Origin of the sequence: Serratia sp. OS31, from assembly GCF_014164835.1 — a bacterium.
GTDB lineage: Bacteria > Pseudomonadota > Gammaproteobacteria > Enterobacterales > Enterobacteriaceae > Serratia > Serratia liquefaciens_A.
Map to the genome: position 1 here is coordinate 37,593 of NZ_JACJFQ010000022.1, position 18,474 is coordinate 56,066.

General features: G+C 58.7%; 16 protein-coding genes. 12 read left to right on the top strand and 4 right to left on the bottom strand.

The genetic code is table 11. The features are described from left to right. The first annotated feature begins 33 nt into the window (after positions 1–33). Positions 34–591, top strand: a complete 558-nt coding sequence (locus H5P17_RS17810; RefSeq protein WP_044552707.1) for an elongation factor P hydroxylase — start codon at positions 34–36, stop codon at positions 589–591. A 31-nt stretch (positions 592–622) separates the two neighbouring features. Next, positions 623–904 carry a YfcL family protein gene (locus H5P17_RS17815; RefSeq protein WP_044552706.1) on the top strand — a complete coding sequence of 94 codons (282 nt, stop codon included), beginning with the start codon at positions 623–625 and terminating at the stop codon, positions 902–904. 46 nt (positions 905–950) lie between these two features. On the opposite strand, the gene mnmC is transcribed toward H5P17_RS17815, so the two are convergent. Beyond that, positions 951–2,975 (bottom strand): bifunctional tRNA (5-methylaminomethyl-2-thiouridine)(34)-methyltransferase MnmD/FAD-dependent 5-carboxymethylaminomethyl-2-thiouridine(34) oxidoreductase MnmC, encoded by a 2,025-nt coding sequence (gene mnmC / locus H5P17_RS17820; RefSeq protein WP_182824355.1) that lies wholly within the window; start codon positions 2,973–2,975, stop codon positions 951–953. Positions 2,976–3,145: 170 nt separating this feature from the next. Between mnmC and fabB the strand changes: the two genes are divergently transcribed. The 7 genes from fabB to H5P17_RS17855 all read left to right on the top strand — a co-directional run bounded on the left by fabB (position 3,146) and on the right by H5P17_RS17855 (position 11,647). After that, entirely contained in the window at positions 3,146–4,360 is a 1,215-nt protein-coding gene (gene fabB, locus H5P17_RS17825) for a beta-ketoacyl-ACP synthase I (protein WP_044552704.1), read from the top strand. Between the two features lie 213 nt (positions 4,361–4,573). After that, positions 4,574–4,795, top strand: a complete 222-nt coding sequence (locus H5P17_RS17830; RefSeq protein WP_182824357.1) for a hypothetical protein — start codon at positions 4,574–4,576, stop codon at positions 4,793–4,795. Positions 4,796–4,998: 203 nt separating this feature from the next. Then, entirely contained in the window at positions 4,999–5,421 is a 423-nt protein-coding gene (locus H5P17_RS17835; RefSeq protein ID WP_182824359.1) for a hypothetical protein, read from the top strand. Positions 5,422–5,489: 68 nt separating this feature from the next. After that, positions 5,490–5,813, top strand: a complete 324-nt coding sequence (locus H5P17_RS17840; protein ID WP_044552701.1) for a copper-binding protein — start codon at positions 5,490–5,492, stop codon at positions 5,811–5,813. Positions 5,814–5,823: 10 nt separating this feature from the next. Beyond that, entirely contained in the window at positions 5,824–7,083 is a 1,260-nt protein-coding gene (locus H5P17_RS17845) for a TolC family protein (protein WP_182824361.1), read from the top strand. Next, positions 7,080–8,531: an efflux RND transporter periplasmic adaptor subunit gene (locus tag H5P17_RS17850; protein WP_182824363.1), complete on the top strand. Its 1,452-nt coding sequence runs from the start codon at positions 7,080–7,082 to the stop codon at positions 8,529–8,531. Before H5P17_RS17845 ends, H5P17_RS17850 begins: the two co-directional genes overlap by 4 nt. Next, on the top strand, positions 8,528–11,647 hold the full coding sequence (locus H5P17_RS17855) for an efflux RND transporter permease subunit (protein ID WP_182824365.1): 3,120 nt from the start codon (positions 8,528–8,530) through the stop codon (positions 11,645–11,647). The genes H5P17_RS17850 and H5P17_RS17855 overlap by 4 nt, the downstream gene beginning before the upstream one ends. Positions 11,648–11,693: 46 nt before the next feature. Here the strand turns inward: H5P17_RS17855 and apbE are convergent, their stop codons facing one another. Beyond that, on the bottom strand, positions 11,694–12,725 hold the full coding sequence (gene apbE, locus H5P17_RS17860; RefSeq protein WP_182824367.1) for an FAD:protein FMN transferase ApbE: 1,032 nt from the start codon (positions 12,723–12,725) through the stop codon (positions 11,694–11,696). A 157-nt stretch (positions 12,726–12,882) separates the two neighbouring features. Between apbE and H5P17_RS17865 the strand changes: the two genes are divergently transcribed. Beyond that, positions 12,883–13,995, top strand: coding sequence for an SLC13 family permease (locus H5P17_RS17865; protein WP_182824369.1), 1,113 nt, complete (start codon positions 12,883–12,885; stop codon positions 13,993–13,995). Between the two features lie 45 nt (positions 13,996–14,040). Here the strand turns inward: H5P17_RS17865 and pepT are convergent, their stop codons facing one another. Further along, the gene (pepT, locus tag H5P17_RS17870) at positions 14,041–15,273 is read right to left on the bottom strand and encodes a peptidase T (RefSeq protein WP_182824371.1); all 1,233 of its coding nucleotides are present in this window, start codon (positions 15,271–15,273) and stop codon (positions 14,041–14,043) included. A gap of 214 nt (positions 15,274–15,487) precedes the next feature. Here pepT and H5P17_RS17875 point away from each other — a divergent pair, with 214 nt between their 5' ends. After that, the gene (locus H5P17_RS17875) at positions 15,488–16,384 is read left to right on the top strand and encodes an endonuclease/exonuclease/phosphatase family protein (RefSeq protein ID WP_182824373.1); all 897 of its coding nucleotides are present in this window, start codon (positions 15,488–15,490) and stop codon (positions 16,382–16,384) included. Positions 16,385–16,417: 33 nt separating this feature from the next. Here the strand turns inward: H5P17_RS17875 and H5P17_RS17880 are convergent, their stop codons facing one another. Next, a complete protein-coding gene (locus tag H5P17_RS17880) occupies positions 16,418–17,851 on the bottom strand; it encodes a PLP-dependent aminotransferase family protein (RefSeq protein WP_370570048.1) in 1,434 nt (477 codons plus the stop codon). A gap of 93 nt (positions 17,852–17,944) precedes the next feature. Here H5P17_RS17880 and H5P17_RS17885 point away from each other — a divergent pair, with 93 nt between their 5' ends. Further along, positions 17,945–18,400 (top strand): rhodanese-like domain-containing protein, encoded by a 456-nt coding sequence (locus H5P17_RS17885; RefSeq protein ID WP_182824377.1) that lies wholly within the window; start codon positions 17,945–17,947, stop codon positions 18,398–18,400. Positions 18,401–18,474: the final 74 nt, after the last annotated feature.

Genomic DNA, 18,474 nt, shown 5'->3' on the forward strand with positions numbered 1-18,474 from the left:
CTCTTTATTTTTGTGGTTATTGGATTTTTATTTATGTCAGACACACAGGTTACCCATCAATACGAGCAACTGATTGAAATTTTTAATCAGTGCTTCAGCGATGAATACAACACGCGACTGGTCAAAGGCGACGATGAGCCGATCTATTTGCCGGCCGACGACCAACTGCCGTACCACCGCATTGTCTTTGCCCATGGCTATTACGCCAGCGGCATGCATGAAATCTCGCACTGGTGCATCGCCGGCGAACAGCGCCGTAAGCTGGTGGATTTTGGCTACTGGTACTGCCCGGACGGGCGAGACGCGCAGACGCAAAGTGAATTCGAAGCGGTGGAGATTAAACCGCAATCTTTGGAGTGGATGTTCTGCGTCGCCGCCGGTTTCCCGTTCAACGTCAGTTGCGACAACCTCAACGGTGACTGCGAGCCGGATCGCATTGCCTTCCAGCGCAAAGTGCGCGAACGGGTGCTGCTGCTGTTGGAGCAGGGAATACCCACAAGACCTGCGCGCTTTATTCAGGCGTTACAATCGTTTTACAATACGCCACCGCTGGCGGCGGAGCATTTTCCCTATCCGGAAGATCTCAACTGATCGCCAGTTTGTTATTTAATGAGGAAATTTGATGATCGCAGAATTCGAAGCGCGCATTTTGGCGCTGATTGATGACATGGTAGAGCACGCCAGCGATGATGAACTGTTTGCCGGTGGCTACCTGCGCGGTCATCTGACGCTGGCGGTGGCTGAAGTGGAAGAGCTGGGCGAACACACTGCCGAAGCGCTGAAGGCGCAGGTGGAAAGCAGCCTGCATAAAGCCATTGCCGCCGGTGAGTTGTCACCCCCCGATCAGGCGTTGGTGTATGGCATGTGGGAAAATCTGTATCAAACCGCACTGCCGACTGCCTGATATTTCTGCCACAGGGCGCAGTCGACCGCGCCCTGTGAGACTTTCTTCAAACTACCGCACGTCCCTTCAGCAATTTTCTTACCCACATCCGATTCGGATTCAATGCCGCCAACGTCTCTGCGTCACCCGGCAAGGGTTCGCCAAACAGCTGAGCTGCCAGGATCTCTGCCGCCAGGGGAGCCGAGCATAACCCACGAGAGCCTAACCCACCTATCACAAACAGATTGGGGTAGCTCGGCGCATTGGCGATAGCTTCACCGCGCTGGTATTGACGTTGCAGATCCTGGTACTGCGTTAGCGTGGCCTGGTAGTCGGGCACTGCGCCTACCATTGGCAGGTGATCGCGAGTGGCGCTGCGTACGCCGCAGCGTGCCTGGCGGTCGCTGACGTCTACCTCCAACGGCCAGGTCTGGTCCGGCAGGCAGCGCAGCAGGCGATCGCGATTTTCCTGCTGCTCTTCTTCGCGGTATTCGGTGGCGGTCTCGCCGCGCAGGTAACTGGCGCCGATACAGTGCTGCTGGTTATTGGCATTCACCGGCGTCAGGTAGCCGTCGTAACACAGCACCTGCTTCAATGCACTCAGCTGCGGCGTGGTAGGGATATGGGATACCTGACCGCGCACCGCATAAACCGGCAGCGCTTCACTTGGCGCCAGTTCGGACAACCGGTGGCCGTTGGCCAGAATGACCGTCGCATGCTGCCGAATTTCACCCTGGCTAAAACTGAGCTGCCACCCTGTCTCGTTGGCGGTCAGGGCGCTGAGCACCGACTGATAATGGCAGCTCATTCCCTGACGTTGCGCCAGCGCAATTGCACTGCGCGTCAGCTCGGCCGGACACAGCCAGCCTCCCTGCGGATAATTAATGCCGCCAAAACCGCTGTCGATGCCGCACAGGGCGCTGAGCGTAGCGCGGTCGGCCGGCATGGCGAGTGCCTGCGGCCATTCAACCGCCAGCATCTTGGCAATTTTCCCGGCGCTCTTCTCGTCAAAGGCCAGTTGGCTTACACCGCACCACTGATGGTCGAATTCCACGCCCTGTTGCATCAGCGTATCGTATTGGCGGCGGGCGAACGGAAAGGCGGCGCTGAAGAAATTTTCCAGCGCATCGGCCCGGCCGTTCAACAAAGGGTAGAGTGCGCCCTGGCGGTTGCCCGATGCCCCTTCGCCCGGCTGTGGATCTGCACAATACAGCGTGACTTTTGCGCCGCGTCGCAACAGGGCGAGGGCGGTTAACGCGCTGGCGACGCCACCGCCAACAATAGCGATATCTTCGGTATTCTCCGCCGCCGGGCGCAGTAGCCAGGGGGCCGGATGGGCGATGTCCGCCGCATCGGCCGGCAACTCGCCGATCAGCATTTCGCGCTTCTGGCCGAAGCCTTTGGTTTTAGTGACATCAAACCCAGCCTGCTGCAAACCGCGACGCACGAAGCCTGCGGCGGTAAAGGTGGCAAGGCTGCCGCCCGGCCGGGCAAAACGCGCCATGGCGGTGAACAGCTGCTCCGTCCACATATCCGGGTTCTTTGCCGGGGCGAAACCGTCGAGAAACCAGGCGTCGATTTGGCGGTTCATGCTGGAATCGAAGTGGGGCAGCAACGCGTTCACGTCGCCAAACCATAAATCGAGCGTGATGCGCCCTTCGGCCAGCAGCAGGCGGTGGCAGCCCGGCAGCGGCAACGGCCATTGAGCGCGTAACTCATCGGCGTAAGGCGCCAGTTCCGGCCAGCGGGCATGCGCCGCCGCCAAATCGGCCTGCAGCAGCGGGAATTTTTCAAAGCTGATAAAGTGCAGGCGCTGAAGCGGGGCGTCCGGCATTGCCGTGCGGAAACCGGCAAAGGCCTGCCACAGCGTCAAAAAGTTAAGCCCGGTGCCGAAGCCGGTTTCCGCCACGATAAACAGCGGGCGAGGGTGCTCGGCAAAACGTGGCGGCAGTCGGTTGCCCCTGAGAAACACATAGCGGGTTTCTTCCAGCCCATCCTGATTAGAAAAGTAGACGTCATCAAACTGTTTCGAAACAGGTGTACCCTGTTCATTCCAGGATAACGCTGCGGTTTGGATCGGGGCGTGGCTCACGGTTGGTTGCTCGTAACTCAAGGGGTGACGGGATTCTAACGGCGCTGGCGCTATGGCGCAAACTGGATAAGAATAAAGCTGAAAAACGCTGATCGGACTTGTTCGGCGTACATCTGTACGCTAAAGTGCGATGCAAAATCCCGAATGTAAAATTGTGGAAGAGGTATTGAATGAAACGTGCAGTGATTACTGGCCTGGGAATCGTCTCCAGCATTGGTAACAACCAGCAGGAGGTCCTGGCGAGCCTGCAGGAAGGTCGTTCTGGGATCACTTTCTCCCAGGAGCTGAAAGATTCCGGCATGCGTAGTCACGTATGGGGCGATGTTAAACTGGACACCACTGGTCTGATTGACCGTAAAGTGATGCGCTTTATGAGCGACGCGTCCGTTTATGCCTATCTTTCCATGGAAGAAGCCATCAAGGACTCAGGTCTGGCTGCCGATCAGGTTTCCAACGATCGCACCGGTCTGGTTGTTGGCTCAGGTGGTGGTTCTCCGCGCAACCAGGTTGCCGGATCCGACGGCATGCGTGCCAAAGGCCTGCGCGGCGTTGGCCCGTACATGGTGACCAAGGCTATGGCTTCAGGCGTTTCCGCCTGCCTGGCAACCCCGTTCAAAATTCGTGGCGTTAACTATTCCATCAGCTCTGCCTGTGCAACCTCTGCACACTGCATTGGTCACGCGGTTGAACTGATCCAACTGGGCAAGCAGGACGTAGTCTTTGCCGGCGGCGGCGAAGAGCTGTGCTGGGAAATGGCCTGTGAGTTCGATGCGATGGGCGCACTGTCCACCAGCTACAACGACACCCCTGAAAAAGCTTCCCGTACTTACGACTCTGCGCGTGACGGTTTCGTCATCGCCGGTGGCGGCGGTATGGTGGTGGTTGAGGAGCTGGAGCACGCTCTGGCACGTGGTGCGCACATCTATGCTGAAATCATCGGCTACGGTGCGACTTCCGACGGTGCCGACATGGTGGCTCCATCAGGTGAAGGCGCGGTGCGCTGCATGAAGATGGCGCTGCAAGGCGTTGATACCCCAATCGACTACATGAACGTTCACGGCACCTCCACGCCGGTGGGCGACGTAAAAGAGCTGGGTGCCATTCGCGAAGTGTTTGGCGACAACACCCCGGCAATCTCATCCACCAAGGCCATGACCGGTCACTCACTGGGTGCCGCGGGCGTGCAGGAAGCGATCTACAGCCTGCTGATGGTTGAACACGGCTTTATCGCACCGAGCATCAACATCGATAATCTGGATGAGAAAGCCGCGGGCATGAACATCGTGACTCAGCCAACGCAACGCGAGCTGACCACCGTGATGTCCAACAGCTTCGGCTTCGGCGGTACCAACGCCACGCTGGTGATGCGTAAACTGCAGAAGTAATTCCTTGCCCTCAAGGCGCAGGATCAAGCCCGCATTTTTGCGGGCTTTTTATTGCCTGTAATCCCCCGCTGACGCGCCGCTAGGAGTTATCCCAAATTACATCTCCTGACGGATCATTAACGCTTTGTTCAGCCTTTTGCGCATACAATGGCTCAATAGCGCGAATATCACTCGGCGTAGCGTTTCAGAGTGATCGAACATTGAGGCAAGAGTATGAAAAAGTTAATTGCGGTTGGTTTGCTGTCGGCCATTCTGGCTGGGTGCGCGACTGACTCACCTTGTGTCCCGGTCTATGACGATCAGGGCCGTCTGGTGCACACCAATACCTGCATGAAAGGCACCACGCAGGACAACTGGGAAACCGCTGGCGCCATCGCCGGTGGGGCAGCGGCAGTTGCCGGTCTGACGCTGGGGATTATCGCGTTAACCAAATAACCCCGGTCGATGAATTTCTCCCGTATAAGGCCCAGCCAGCGCTGGGCTTTTTCTTTGCAAGGCGTAAAGTCAGTTGATTGAAGTCATGGCATTTATATTTCTGGAGTGCCGACGGGTAACGCTTTGTCAGCGGATGTAAATTCCATTCCTGCGCCCGGTCAGGGCCGATATACTCCCGCTATCTCACACTCTGGAACGATCTGATGTCGGCTTTGGCGTCCATCTCCTTATCCATGCACCGCCTGCGCTTTGCTAAAAAGCGGGCCTGCGCATGGTTATTGATGGTCAGCTGGCTGTTGTTGAATACTCAACTGGCGTTGGCCAGCCACAACTGCAACCTGCAGTTCAGCGGTGAAGCGCCGATGGCTCAGCATATGATGCATATGCAAAACAGCGTGCCGTCGCAGCAGCAGATGCAGACCCAAGAGCCGCTGTGTGAGAAACACTGCATTCCGGAGTCAGCCCAACAGGATCACAGCAACCTGACGTTGGCCGCGCTGCCTATCAGCAGTGAATTGGCCGTTATTGCGCCTTTCCCATCACCTGCCGTTTCGTCCGCTACCTGGCAAACGCCCCCGATAACAGGCCCGCCGGCAGAGATTGTTTTCTGCCGGTTCCGTGAATAGCTCTGACAACCGCTTTGCCGTCCCCGACGGTTTTCCGCGTTTGTTAACTATTTTATGGAGTACCCGTTATGCGTAATATATTTGCTGCCGTAGTGATCGCCCTGTTTTTCTCCTTTAGCGCCAGCGCTGCCGATAAGGCAATGCAGGATCCTGCCGCAAAAACTGCCGTTGAAATCCACAGCCAGGGCGTCGTCAAAAGCTGGGATGAGCGAAAGGTGTCTATCGCGCACCAGGCCATTCCTGCGCTCAGTTGGCCGCCAATGACCATGAGCTTCCTGCTCCCTCCATCGCCTTCATTCCCCGTATTGCCGGTGGGTACCACGGTTGATTTCAGCTTCCTGCCGATTGACGGTGGTTATCAGCTGATCGCCATCGCTGCCACTCGGCCATAACGGAGGCGTTATGACCATTATCCTTTCTCACCCTCTGCGGGTGGGCTGGCTGCTGCTCGCCTGTTGGGCACCGGCCACCCTGGCGGCGAGTCTGACGCTGCAACAGTCATTGACGGCGGCCGTAGGGTATTCGGCAGAGTTATCCGCCAATCGGCATCAGGTTGATGCCTTGCAGAACATGGCGGATTCGGCAATGCAGTTGCCCGATCCCAAGCTGAAGTTCGGCATTGAAAACGTGCCGGTGCAGGGCGGAAACGCTCAGCGTTTTACCCGCGAAGGCATGACCATGGGGCGAATCGGCATCATGCAGGATTACGTCAGCAGCACCAAACGCCAGCGTAAATCGGACACCCTGCGCGCCGAAGCCAGGCAGACAGATGCAGGCAGTGCCACCCTTCGGGCCCGTTTGCAGCAGCAAACCGCACAGGCCTGGCTGGCGCTGGCGTTGAGTCGACAAACCCTGCGGGATACCTCGGCTCTGGTGACGGAGAGTGAACGTCAGATTACCACGCAGCATGCTGCCGTAGCCGGGGGGGGAGTTCCGGCTAGCGGGGTGCTGGATGCCAGGCTGACGCTGCTGAGCATGCAGGACCGCATCAGCGAGGCGCAGCGTGATGTTGCTGTCGCGCAGGCGCGCCTGACGCAGCTGACCGGCCTGTCTGCGACGGATACCGCCGGAGCCATGCCGCGCTTTGAACGTTTACCGGCGGACAGCGAGGTGTTGCGGCAGGCTATCAGGCAACATCCCGAGGTCGTTCAGGCCAGCCGCGAGGCGGACGTCGCCAGGGCGCGCTCGGCGCAATCAGAGGTGGCGGCGATACCGGACGTCGGCGTCGAGGTGTATTACGGCAAACGTGCCGACGAGTACGAGGATTTGGCCGGGGTGATGTTTACCGTCGATCTGCCGTTGTTCCGCTCGCAGCGGCAGGATAAGGACTACGCCGCTGATGTTTCGCGCAGCATGGAGGCCAACGATCGGCTCACGTTGTTGATCCGAGATCATCAGGCACAGCTCGATACGCTGTTGGCGCAGTATCAGGCGGCTCAGGCGCAGTGGCAGCGCCAACAGGGGCAGGTCGTTCCCCTGCAACAACAGCGGGTCACTTTGCTGTTAGCGCAGTACCGCAGCGGTAAAAGCGATTTGTCGACGGTGCTGGAAGCTCGGCGCGCGCTGCTCGACAGCCGCCTCAGCGCCGGCAAGGCCGCCAGGGAACTGGCGCAGATTTGGGCCGCCATTCGTTATCTTACCCCTCAGGAATCGATGCAATGAAAATACCATTCAAGCTGGCGCTGTTAGCGGCGCTGATCGGCAGTGGGCTGGCGGGATACTGGTTTGGCGCAGCGGGAGACGCGCCCGCACCGGCCGCCAAGAGTGAGCGACAGGTGCTTTATTGGTACGACCCGATGATGCCGGGGCAGCGTTTTGACAAACCGGGTAAATCGCCCTTTATGGATATGCAACTGGTGCCGCGCTATGCCGATGAGGCAGAGCCTGAGGGAGGCGTGACCATCAGCGCCCGGCAGCAGCAGAACCTGGGCGTTCGCACCGAAGCGGCGCAATTGCGTCAACTGGAGCCGCAGCTGAGCGCTTTCGGCAGCGTAGCGACCGATGAACGCGGGGTTCAGAACATCGCAGCCCGAGCCAACGGGCTGGTGGAAAAACTCTACGTGCGTGCCAGCCAGCAACAGGTGAAAAAGGGCGAAGCCCTGGCGCAGCTGTGGATCCCCGACTGGAGTGCGGCGCAGCAGGAATATCTGGCGATACGCAAACTGGGCGACAGCGCACTGACCGCCGCTGGACGTCAGCGGTTGCAGCTGTTGTTTATGCCCGAGGCGGTGATCCGCCAAGTGGAGCGTTCGGGCAAACCCGAACCACGCGTTCAGATATCGGCACCGGAAAGCGGTTTTGTAAATAAGCTGAGCGTGCTCGAAGGCGCTCAGGTAACGGCCGCACAGGGGCTGTTTGAGATAGCCAGTCTCGATCCGGTGTGGATCGTTGCCGATTATCCGCAGGCGCAGGCCGGATTGCTGAAAGTGGGCGATAAGGTGCAGGCCGCCTCCGCCAGTTGGCCGGGGGAAAGGTTTGAAGGCGAAGTGAGCGAACTGCTGGCCAATGTCGATCCGCTGACCCGAACCTTTAAAGCGCGCATCCTGCTGAAAAATCCTCAGCAAAAACTTCGGCCGGGCATGTACCTGCAACTCACGCTGTCGCACAGCAGCCTCGGCCAGCCGGTGTTGGCGATACCGCAGGAGGCGCTGATCGCCAGCGGCGATCGCAATAGGGTGTTGATCGCCGAAGGCAATGGGCATTTTTCACCGGTTGAAGTGGTCGCCGGGCGGATGCAGGATGGCTGGGTAGAAATCAGGCGTGGGCTGAACGCCGGTCAAAGGGTAGTGACCTCTGGCCAATTCCTGATTGATTCCGAGGCCAGCATGCGCAGTGCCCTGCCGCAGATGGCGGCGCAAACTGAGGTGAAACGGTACCAGGCCGAGGGGGTGATCGATGCCGTGAGCGAGAGCGCCATAACGCTGTCCCACGGCCCCGTGCCGGAGCTACAGTGGCCGGCGATGACCATGGATTTTACCCTGCCGCCGGAGGGATTGCCGACGGGAGTCAAACCCGGTGACAGAGTGAAAATCCGCTTTAGCGTCGACGATCAGGGTTCGCATATCAGCCAGTTTTTACCGGCAGGTGCTGAGCATGGAGGCCACTTATGATTGCTTTTGTGATCCGCTGGTCGCTGCGCAATCGGCTATTGGTGCTGCTGGCTTCGGTGCTGTTGGCCGGTTGGGGGATCTGGGCATTGCAGAAAGCGCCGCTGGATGCGCTGCCGGATCTCTCCGACGTACAGGTGATTGTCCGCGCCAGTTACCCGGGCAAGGCACCGCAGGTGATTGAAGACCAGGTGACCTATCCGCTGACCACCACGTTGCTCTCGGTGCCGGGGGCCAAAACGGTGCGGGGTTTCTCCATGTTTGGCGACGCTTACGTCTACGTGTTGTTCGAGGACGGCACCGATCTGTACTGGGCGCGTTCGCGGGTGCTGGAGGCGCTCAGCCAGGTGCAATCCTCACTGCCGGCGCAGGTAAAGGTGGCGCTGGGGCCGGACGCCACCGGTGTCGGCTGGGTGTACGAGTATGCTCTGGTGGATAAAAGCGGCAAACACAGCCTGGCCGACCTGCGCGCACTGCAAGACTGGACGCTGAAGTTTGAACTGAAAACCGTTCCCAACGTGGCGGAAGTGGCCAGCGTGGGCGGCATGGTACGCCAGTATCAGGTGGTGCTGGATCCACCCAGCCTGCGTGCGCTGAACATCACTCATCAACAGGTGGTCAGTGCCATTCAGGATGCCAACCAGGAAGGGGGCGGTGCACTGTTGGAAATGGGGGAGGCGGAGTATATGGTCCGCACCTCGGGTTACCTGAAAAAACTCAGCGACTTTGCCAACGTGGTGATCACCGTGCGCGACGGCGTGCCGATCCTGCTGTCGCAAGTGGCAACGTTGCGCGAAGGACCGGAGATCCGCCGGGGCGTGGCGGAGCTGAACGGCGAGGGCGAAGTGGCGGGCGGCATCGTCGTGATGCGTTACGGCAAAAATGCGCTGGAGACCATTAACGCGCTGAAGGTGAAGCTGCAGGAAGTTCAGCAGACCCTGCCGCCGGGTGTGGAAATTGTGACCGTGTACGACCGCTCCCAACTGATCGAACATGCGATTGAAACCCTGTCCCACAAGCTCCTGGAGGAGTTTATCGTGGTGGCCTTGGTGTGCACGCTGTTCCTGTTCCATTTTCGTTCGGCGCTGGTGGCGATGATCACACTGCCGCTCGGCATTCTTGGTGCCTTTGTGGTGATGCATTACCAGGGCGTAAACGCCAATATCATGTCACTGGGGGGGATCGCCATCGCCATTGGCGCCATGGTGGATGCGGCCATCGTCATGATTGAGAATATGCATAAGGTGCTGGAGCAATGGCGGCAGCGCCATCCCGGCCAGCAGCCGACGTCGACGGATTATTGGCGCATTTCAGAGCAGGCGGCGGTGGAGGTGGGGCCGGCGCTGTTTTGCAGTTTGCTGATTATCACGCTGTCCTTCATTCCGGTGTTCACCCTGCAGGCGCAGGAAGGCCGCATGTTCTCCCCGCTGGCCTATACCAAAACCTACGCCATGGCCGTCGCTGCGGGATTGGGCATTACGCTGGTGCCGGTGTTGATGGGTTACTTTATTCGCGGCCGTATCCCCGACGAACATGCCAATCCGATCAACCGCTGGCTGATCCGCCTGTACCAGCCGGTGCTGGCGTCGGTGTTGGCACGGCCGAAAACCACGCTGGGGATTTCGTGCCTGCTGTTGCTGTTAACCGCCTATCCGCTTAGCCGGTTGGGCAGCGAATTTATGCCGCAGCTCGACGAAGGTGACCTGTTGTATATGCCTTCCTCACTGCCGGGGATGTCGGCGCGCGAGGCCAGCAGGCTACTGCAACTGACCGACCGGCTGATCAAAACCGTGCCGGAAGTGGCGACGGTATTCGGCAAGGCAGGCAGGGCGGAAAGCGCTACCGATCCCGCGCCGCTGACCATGCTGGAAACCACCATTCGTTTCAAACCGCGTGACCAATGGCGTCCGGGCATGACCATGGACAAGCTGGTAGCGGAACTGGATGCGGTGGTTAAGGTGCCGGGTATTGCCAACGTCTGGGTTCCGCCGATCCGCAATCGGCTGGACATGTTGGCCACCGGAATCAAAAGCCCGGTAGGCATCAAGGTGAACGGCAATAATATGGCCGATATCGAACGGATTTCCGGGCAGATAGAGCAGGTGGTGAAGCAGGTGCCGGGCGTCACTTCGGCGCTGGCAGAACGTATTACCGGCGGCCGCTACGTGGATATCGATATCGACCGTCAGCGGGCTGCGCGTTATGGGGTTTCGGTGAAAGAGCTGCAATCCATGGTGGCGACGCTGGTGGGGGGCGAAAACATTGGCGAAACCGTCGAGGGTCGGGCGCGTTATCCGATCAATGTGCGTTACCCGCGCGAGGTGCGTGATTCGGTGCAGCAGTTGCAGGCATTGCCGGTACTGACCGCCAGCGGTGGCCAGGTGCCGTTGTCGATGCTGGCCGACATTCGGATTAGCGAAGGGCCGCCGATGTTGAAAAGTGAAAACGCGCGGCTCTCCAACTGGATTTATGTCGATCTGCGCGGGCGCGATCTCAAATCGGCAGTGGAAGAGATGCAGCAGGCCGTCGCGCAGCAGGTCAAGCTGCCGACCGGGGTGTCGTTGAGCTGGTCCGGGCAGTTTGAATATCTGGAACGCGCCAGCGCTCAGTTGAAAATCGTATTGCCGGTAACGTTGGCGATCATTTTCGTGCTGCTGTTTGTCACCTTCAGCAGCGTACGTGATGCGTTATTGATCATGGCGACGCTGCCGTTTGCGCTGATAGGTGGCGTGTGGCTGCTGTATCTGCTGAACTACAACCTGTCGGTGGCCGGGGCAGTCGGCTTTATCGCGCTGGCGGGTGTGGCGGCGGAATTCGGCGTGATAATGGTGCTGTACTTGAACCATGCGTTGGAAAAACACCGCCAGCCGGGGCAGCCGCTCACGCAAAAACAGCTGATGGATGCCATCACCGAGGGGGCGGTATTGCGGGTGAGGCCAAAAGTGATGACCGTCGCCACCATCATGGCCGGGCTATTACCGATCATGTGGGGTAACGGTGCCGGTTCTGAGGTGATGCGGCGCATTGCGGCACCTATGATTGGCGGTATGGTCAGTGCGCCGCTGCTGTCGATGCTGATGGTTCCTGTGGTCTACCTGTTACTGCACCGAAAAGGATAAGCAAGCGGGGCGCAGTGCACTGCGCCCCGTCTTTACCGCACAGAAACTATTTCACCAGAAACGCCTTGAACTGCGGCGTCATCACGGCGCTGAACCCATCATCGGTTTTGCTGATCAGGTAGACCGCCAGGCCTTTTTCTTCCGCCAGTTTGAGCGCTTTTTCCGTCCCCAACACCATCAACCCGGTATCCCAACCGTCGGCTTCCAGCGCGGTCGGGGCGATCACCGTGGCGGAGACCAGACGATGAGTAATGGGTTTGCCGGTCGTGGGATCGATCACGTGCGAATAGCGCTGCCCGTCCTGTTCAAAATAGTTACGGTAGCTGCCGGCGGTGCTGATGCCGTAGCCTTGCAAATCAACCAGCGCCTGCACCGCATTTTCGCGGTCGGTCGGTTTTTGGATCGCCACGCGCCAAGGTTTGCCCTGCCCATTAACGCCGCGCGAGGAAACCGCACCGCCGACCGACACCAGATAGTGGGTGATGCCATTACGGGCCATCAACTGCACCAACTGATCGACGCCATAGCCTTCGCCCAACGTCGAGAGATCAACATACATCCCGGGCAAGTCCTTTTGCAGCCATTCGCCACGGCTGTCGCTGAGTAGCTTGAGGTGCTGCAGGCCAATATTTTTTTGTGCCGCCTCTATTTGCTGTTGGCTCGGCACCTTTACCACGCGCTTATCTGGGCCAAAGCCCCATAAATTCACCAGCGGACCCACGGTGATATTCATTGCGCCCTGAGTGTCGCGGCCAATGCGCTGAGCCATCAGGATAATATCCGCCATTCCGCGCGGGATCGGCTGTGGCTCGGTACTCTGGGTTTGATTAAAGCGCGAAAGCACAGAATCATTGCGGTAGGTTGAGATATCGTCATTGGCGCGTTCCAGCACGGCGTCAATCTGCTGTTGCAACTGCTGTTTATTGACCGTGACGTCACCGCTGACCTTGACGCTGTAGAAGGTGCCCATGGTTTTGCCTTCAATGTCGATCTGTGGGCGGGTATCGGGGTCATTACAGGCGGCTAGCAAGCCGATCGCCATACTCAGCAACAGCCCTTTGGCAAAAACGTTAGCCATGAAAATATCCTTTGAAACAGTGAAAGGCGCTACAAATAAAGTAAAGCGCGGCAAATGAAAAGCAGTTAACGGTAAAAGAGCATTTTGCTGGCGTTGCCGCCGCGCTTGGGCTAACGTCTGGCTCCTGATCCCTGGTTGTTTTTTTGAAGCGCCCAACATGAGTTCAAATGCCGTTGCCCGGCTGGTTCAGCCGTTCCTGAAAGATCGTTTTTTGCATATTTTGCTGTTAGCCGGCGTACTGATGGCGGCCTTTAATCCGCAACAGCTGCCTGCGTTAAACAGTTTTATCGACTGGCGCACCATCATTACGCTGCTTGGATTGATGTTACTCACCAAGGGCGTCGAGGTCAGCGGTTATTTCGATTTTGTCGGCCGCAAAATCATCAATACGCTGCACAGCGAGCGGCGATTGGCGCTGTTTCTGGTGTTTTCCGCCGCGGTGCTGTCGTCATTCCTGACCAACGACGTGGCGTTGTTTATCGTCATTCCGCTGACCATCACGCTGAAAAAACTGTCGTCGTTACCGATTGGCCGGTTGATTATCTTCCAGGCACTGGCGGTCAATGCCGGCTCATTGCTGACGCCGATTGGCAACCCGCAAAACATTCTGCTGTGGAGCAAGTCTTCGCTCTCTTTCCTGGGGTTTATTGCCCAAATGGCACCGTTTGGCGTGGTGATGCTGGTCAGTTTGCTGCTGCTGACCGGGTTCTGCTTTCCGGCGCGGGATATCGTTAAAGCGCCACACACCGAAGGTTATCCGTACCAGCTCCGCCTGTTGCTGAGCTGTGTGGCGCTGTACGTGATTTTTCTGCTGTGTCTGGATCTTGATCTGCCGCTGTATGGTCTGTTGGCGGTGTTCGTCGGTTTTTTACTGCTGGCGCGTCGGGTATTGCTGCAGATCGACTGGAACCTGATTTTTGTCTTTATCGCCATGTTTATCGACGTGGGGCTGTTTACCCGGTTGCAGGCGATCCAGCCTTGGTTCGCCGATATCGCTACGCTGGGTAACGGAGGCATTTACGCTTTGGGGATTGGCCTGTCGCAGGTGATCAGCAACGTGCCGGCGACCATTTTAATGCTCAATTACGTGCCTTCCAGCCAACTGCTGGCCTATGCGGTCAACGCCGGCGGCTTTGGGCTGGCGATCGGTTCGCTGGCGAACCTGATTGCGCTGCGTATGGCGGACGAGCGCAAAATTTGGCTGAAATTTCATTACTTTTCGTTGCCGTTACTGGTATGGGCCGGCTTGCTTGGCTGGTTGTTGGTTTAAGCGCGGTATTTTTACCGGTGATACCGCGCCGGTTGAGAGTGGCGTCTAACCGCGTGCCGCCAGCAAGCAGATGCTGCGAGTGACCTGGTAGGATTTTACAAAGGCGCTGACCGGCAAAAACTCGAAGCGCGAATGGAAATTGTGCGCGCCGGTGAAGTAGTTCGGCGTCAACAGACCACGGCTGGAGAGTGCGGCGCCATCCGTACCGCCGCGCATCGGGATCACCTTGGGAGGAATACCGTGGGCGGCCAGGGCACCGAAAATCAGCTCAATCGCTCGCTTGTCTTCCCCGATAGAGTTGCTGATATTGCTGTAGATATCCGTCACCTTGCAGCTGACCTTGGCACGCGGGTAGTTTGCCGCCACCTGTCGCACCACTTCCTGAATGCGCTCTTTACGCGCATTGAACCCGGCCAGGTCAAAATCGCGGATCGACACTTTCAACGTAGCGAGGTTGGCATTGGCGGTCAGATCGTTGAACCAGAAATAGCCTTCGCGCCCCTCGGTATGTTCCGGCGTATCCAGACTGTCGAATTGGTTGATGATGTCGTTGGCGATGCGAATCGGGTTGATCAGCACGTTCTTCGCCGACATCGGGTGCGCGGTGACCCCTTCGATGCGGATTTCCGCCCCTGCGGCATTGAAGTTCTCATACACCACTTCCCCCAACTCGCAGCAGTCGATGGTATAGGCAAAATCCACCTCGAAACGGGTCAGATCCAGCGCCTTGGCGCCGCGCAGGCCAATTTCCTCATCCGGGACAAAGGCCACCACGATGTCGCCGTGGCGATCGGAGGCGCTCAGGTTGGCCAGCAGGGTCATGACCACCGTGACCGCCGCTTTGTTATCGGCGCCGAGCACGCTGGTGCCGTCGCTGAAAATAATCTCTTCATTCGGATAGGCCAGGATTTCCGGATGCTCGGCGGTGCGCAGCCAAATATCGTGTTCGGCATTCAGGCACAGATCCTGGCCGGTAAAGCGCAGGCGCTGCGGGTGAATATGGGCCGACAGACCCACGTCAACGGTATCGATATGGGTGATAAAGCCGATACGTGGAGCGCCTGGCTGATTGCCGGGTTTGCGGGCGGTCACGGTGGCGTGCTCGTCAATTTGCACGTCTTGCATGCCTAGCTGGCGCAGTTCGGCCGCCAGCAGCTTGGCCATATCATGCTGGCCCGGCGTGCTGGGCAAGGTGGTTGCGGCGGCGTCGCTCTGGCTGGTCACCGCCAGATAGCGGAAGAAACGTTCGGTGAGCTGTTCGGCAATGGCGCTGGTCATGCGGGTTCCTCTCGATAAGCGGTCTAACGGTTTTAAAGCTAAATCAGCCGGTTGTCCAATGGTGCAATGCTTTCGCTGCCGGAATGCGAGATGCCGCGCAGAATAAAAAAATAGCGGCGCAACTAGGAAATAGTCTCGGGTAACTGCGGCAAAATCGTTGTTAGCTGTGGGGGAACGGGTGCCCCCAAATAATAGGATCGTTAAAGGAGAATACATGCGCTCAAGTCATGCTTTACTTATCACTTTGTTATCCCTGGGAATATCGCAAACGGCCTGGTCATCCACCGATGGTGGCCATGCCAACAGCAACGCCAATAGCCGCGAAGTGGCCAGTGCGCTCGGCGGCCTGAAAAACAAAACCTATAGCCTGGAGCAGGCACCGAAGATCCGCGTAGCCAGCTTCAATATCGCCGCCGGCAAGGTCAGCGACATGACCGCAATCGCCAAAGCGATCAAGGCGATGAACGTCGACGTGGTGGCGCTGCAGGAGGTGGACAAGCTGACCGGCCGCAGCGGCAAGCTCGATCAGGCGGAGGAACTGGCCAAACTGACCGGTATGCACGTCGCGTTCGGGCGCGCGATTGATTTTGACGGCGGCGAGTATGGGCTGGCGTTCTTATCGAAATACCCGCTGCATGACAGCAAGATTTACCCGTTGCCTTCCGGTCAGCGCGAACAGCGAATTGCTTTCACCGCCCAGACCGACGTGCCCGAATTCCCGGCACCGATTACCCTGATCAATACCCATCTGGACACCAAGGAAGATCCGGCGATGCGGCTGGATCAGGTGCGCGAACTGAATGACCGCACTATTGAAATGCGCGGTATCAAGCTGCTGTTCGGCGACATGAACGACGTGCCGGGCAGCGTCACCTGGACCGAGCTGAACCGCTATTGGAACGACATCATGCCCAAGGAGCAGGATGGCCGCAGCTGGCCGGCGGAAAATGCCGAAATCAAGGTCGATTACATCTTTAGCGGCAATGCCCAGCGCTGGCATCTGGACAGCCTGACGGTGCCGAACGCCAGCGGCGACTGGAACGGTATTCACTGGCCGGCGGTCAGCGATCACCTGCCGTTGGTTGCCGAACTGAGGCTGACCGAGCAGTAAGGTAACCTGGCGCCGTGGAAACTGTGCCCTGGGTTAAGCCGGCGAGATCCGTGCCAAGCGCTCGACGGCGGCGCGGATCTCGCCCGGCGTCAGGGCAGAAAACCCCAGCAGCCAGCCGTCACGCCGCAGGCTCGGGGTTTGGTACTGTGCCGCCAACCCCGGCGTGACTACGCCCAGACGCTGCGCCTGCTGAGTCAGGACGCTCTCCTGTCCGGGCGGCAGCCACACGCTGAGCTGCAAGCCGCCCCCTGCCGGTTGCGGGGTGGCAAAATGCCCGAGCTTTTCCTGCACCTCCGCCAGTAACAGGTCACGTCGGCTGCGGTACAACTGACGCATATAGCGGATATGGGCGGCAAAGTGCCCCTGCTGAATAAATTCGGCGGTCACCGCCTGCATCAATTGTGCGCTGTGGCCGTCGTATACCGTGCGTGCGGTGGTAAAAGGTTCCACCAACGCCGGTGGCAACACCAAATAAGCCAGCCGCAGGGAAGGAAACAGCGCCTTGGAAAAGGTGCCCAGATAAAGCACGTTGCCGTGCCGATCCAATCCCTGCATCGCCGGCATCGGCTGGCCGTCATAGTGAAACTCGCTGTCGTAATCGTCTTCAATAATCCACGCCCGCTGCCGTTGCGCCAGCGCCAGCAGCTCGAGCCGGCGTGGCAGGCTGAGTGCCACGCCGGTGGGGTATTGATGCGAGGGCGTGAGGTAAATCAACCGAGGCGTGGGGAGCTGGCCATCGGGCAGCAACCCGGCTTCGTCAACCCTGACCGGCACCAGTTGGGCTCCGACGCTGCTAAAGGCGTTTCTGGCACCGCGATAACCGGGATCTTCCATCCACACCTTGTCACCGTTATCCAACAGCAGGGTGGCAACCAGCTGCAGGGCCTGCTGCGAACTGGTCAGCACCACGACCTGTTGCGCATCGCAGTTAACGCCGCGCGTCTGGCTGACATAGCCGGCAATGGCTTCGCGTAGCGGAAAGTAGCCCTGAGGATCGCCATAGCGCATCAGAGCTTCCCCGCGCAGGTGCAGTTGTTGAGCGGTGAGTTGTTTCCACAATTTTAGCGGGAAAGCACGTAAATCCGGCGAACCGGCAGCGAAGGGCAGAGGCTGAAGCGGATCGTGGCAGCCACCGGTTTGCGCGATCTGCGTGCCGCGCAGCGAAAGGCGGGGGGCGCCGCTGACTTTGGCGGCGGGCGCTGATTTGACGATGTTGATCGCCACGAAGGTGCCTTGACCAACGTGGCGCTGCAGATAGCCTTCGGCTTCCAACTGGGCATAGGCCGCTTCGGTGGTTACGCGCGAGACGCCCAAATCTTCAGCCAGGACCCGCGATGAGGGCAAGCGTTGCCCACGGCCAAGCGCCCCATTATGAATAGCCCGGCGCAGCGTGCTGCAGACGCGTTCACGCAAGGTGCCACCGGCATGTTCCGGTTGGTGAAACAGAGTGGGCAATGCGTTAGCCATAATGGGACTTATCCATGGACAAAAATGGGTATCAAGCATAAGACCAAAATCAGGCAATATTGTCATCAGTCTTTCTCTACAGGAGTGAATTCCATGGCGGCATCTTCATTGGTTTTGGCTTTTCCACCGGGCAGCGCAGCGCAGAGTCTGGATTATCTGGCCGCAAAGCTGAGTTATTACGCGGATGCGTGGGACGTGGCAGAGGATCTGCGCAATGGGGTCAGTGAGATCCTGGTGATCGATACCCGTGCAGAGGCGCTCTATGCAGCCGGGCATATCCCCGGCGCTATCAGTTTGCCGCACCGGCTGATGGACGAGGCGGGGACCGCTCATCTGGATCGCGACAAAGTCTACGTCACTTATTGCGATGGCATCGGCTGCAACGGTTCGACCAAGGGGGCCTACAAACTGGCGCAACAGGGGCTGCGAGTGAAAGAGCTGATTGGTGGATTGGACTTCTGGATACGCGATGGCCATCCCCTAGCCACCGGTGAACAGCCGGGCTCGCTGGTGGGAAGTGCCAGTGGAGAGGACTGTGGCTGCGCCTGACGTTGGCCGGGATCACCGTGCCAGCTAACACCAGTATTCGAGTCTGGCCCTGGACAGGGCATCCGCAGGCCAGA

Excerpts from the sequence above, each read along its gene's own strand:
- H5P17_RS17885 (WP_182824377.1), top strand. The coding sequence starts at position 17,945 with ATGGCGGCATCTTCATTGGTTTTGGCTTTTCCACCGGGCAGCGCAGCG.
- fabB (WP_044552704.1), top strand. The coding sequence starts at position 3,146 with ATGAAACGTGCAGTGATTACTGGCCTGGGAATCGTCTCCAGCATTGGT.
- H5P17_RS17835 (WP_182824359.1), top strand. The coding sequence starts at position 4,999 with ATGTCGGCTTTGGCGTCCATCTCCTTATCCATGCACCGCCTGCGCTTT.
- H5P17_RS17830 (WP_182824357.1), top strand. The coding sequence starts at position 4,574 with ATGAAAAAGTTAATTGCGGTTGGTTTGCTGTCGGCCATTCTGGCTGGG.
- H5P17_RS17845 (WP_182824361.1), top strand. The coding sequence starts at position 5,824 with ATGACCATTATCCTTTCTCACCCTCTGCGGGTGGGCTGGCTGCTGCTC.
- pepT (WP_182824371.1), bottom strand. The coding sequence starts at position 15,273 with ATGACCAGCGCCATTGCCGAACAGCTCACCGAACGTTTCTTCCGCTAT.
- H5P17_RS17875 (WP_182824373.1), top strand. The coding sequence starts at position 15,488 with ATGCGCTCAAGTCATGCTTTACTTATCACTTTGTTATCCCTGGGAATA.
- H5P17_RS17850 (WP_182824363.1), top strand. The coding sequence starts at position 7,080 with ATGAAAATACCATTCAAGCTGGCGCTGTTAGCGGCGCTGATCGGCAGT.
- H5P17_RS17855 (WP_182824365.1), top strand. The coding sequence starts at position 8,528 with ATGATTGCTTTTGTGATCCGCTGGTCGCTGCGCAATCGGCTATTGGTG.
- apbE (WP_182824367.1), bottom strand. The coding sequence starts at position 12,725 with ATGGCTAACGTTTTTGCCAAAGGGCTGTTGCTGAGTATGGCGATCGGC.
- H5P17_RS17880 (WP_370570048.1), bottom strand. The coding sequence starts at position 17,851 with ATGGCTAACGCATTGCCCACTCTGTTTCACCAACCGGAACATGCCGGT.
- H5P17_RS17810 (WP_044552707.1), top strand. The coding sequence starts at position 34 with ATGTCAGACACACAGGTTACCCATCAATACGAGCAACTGATTGAAATT.
- H5P17_RS17840 (WP_044552701.1), top strand. The coding sequence starts at position 5,490 with ATGCGTAATATATTTGCTGCCGTAGTGATCGCCCTGTTTTTCTCCTTT.
- H5P17_RS17815 (WP_044552706.1), top strand. The coding sequence starts at position 623 with ATGATCGCAGAATTCGAAGCGCGCATTTTGGCGCTGATTGATGACATG.
- H5P17_RS17865 (WP_182824369.1), top strand. The coding sequence starts at position 12,883 with ATGAGTTCAAATGCCGTTGCCCGGCTGGTTCAGCCGTTCCTGAAAGAT.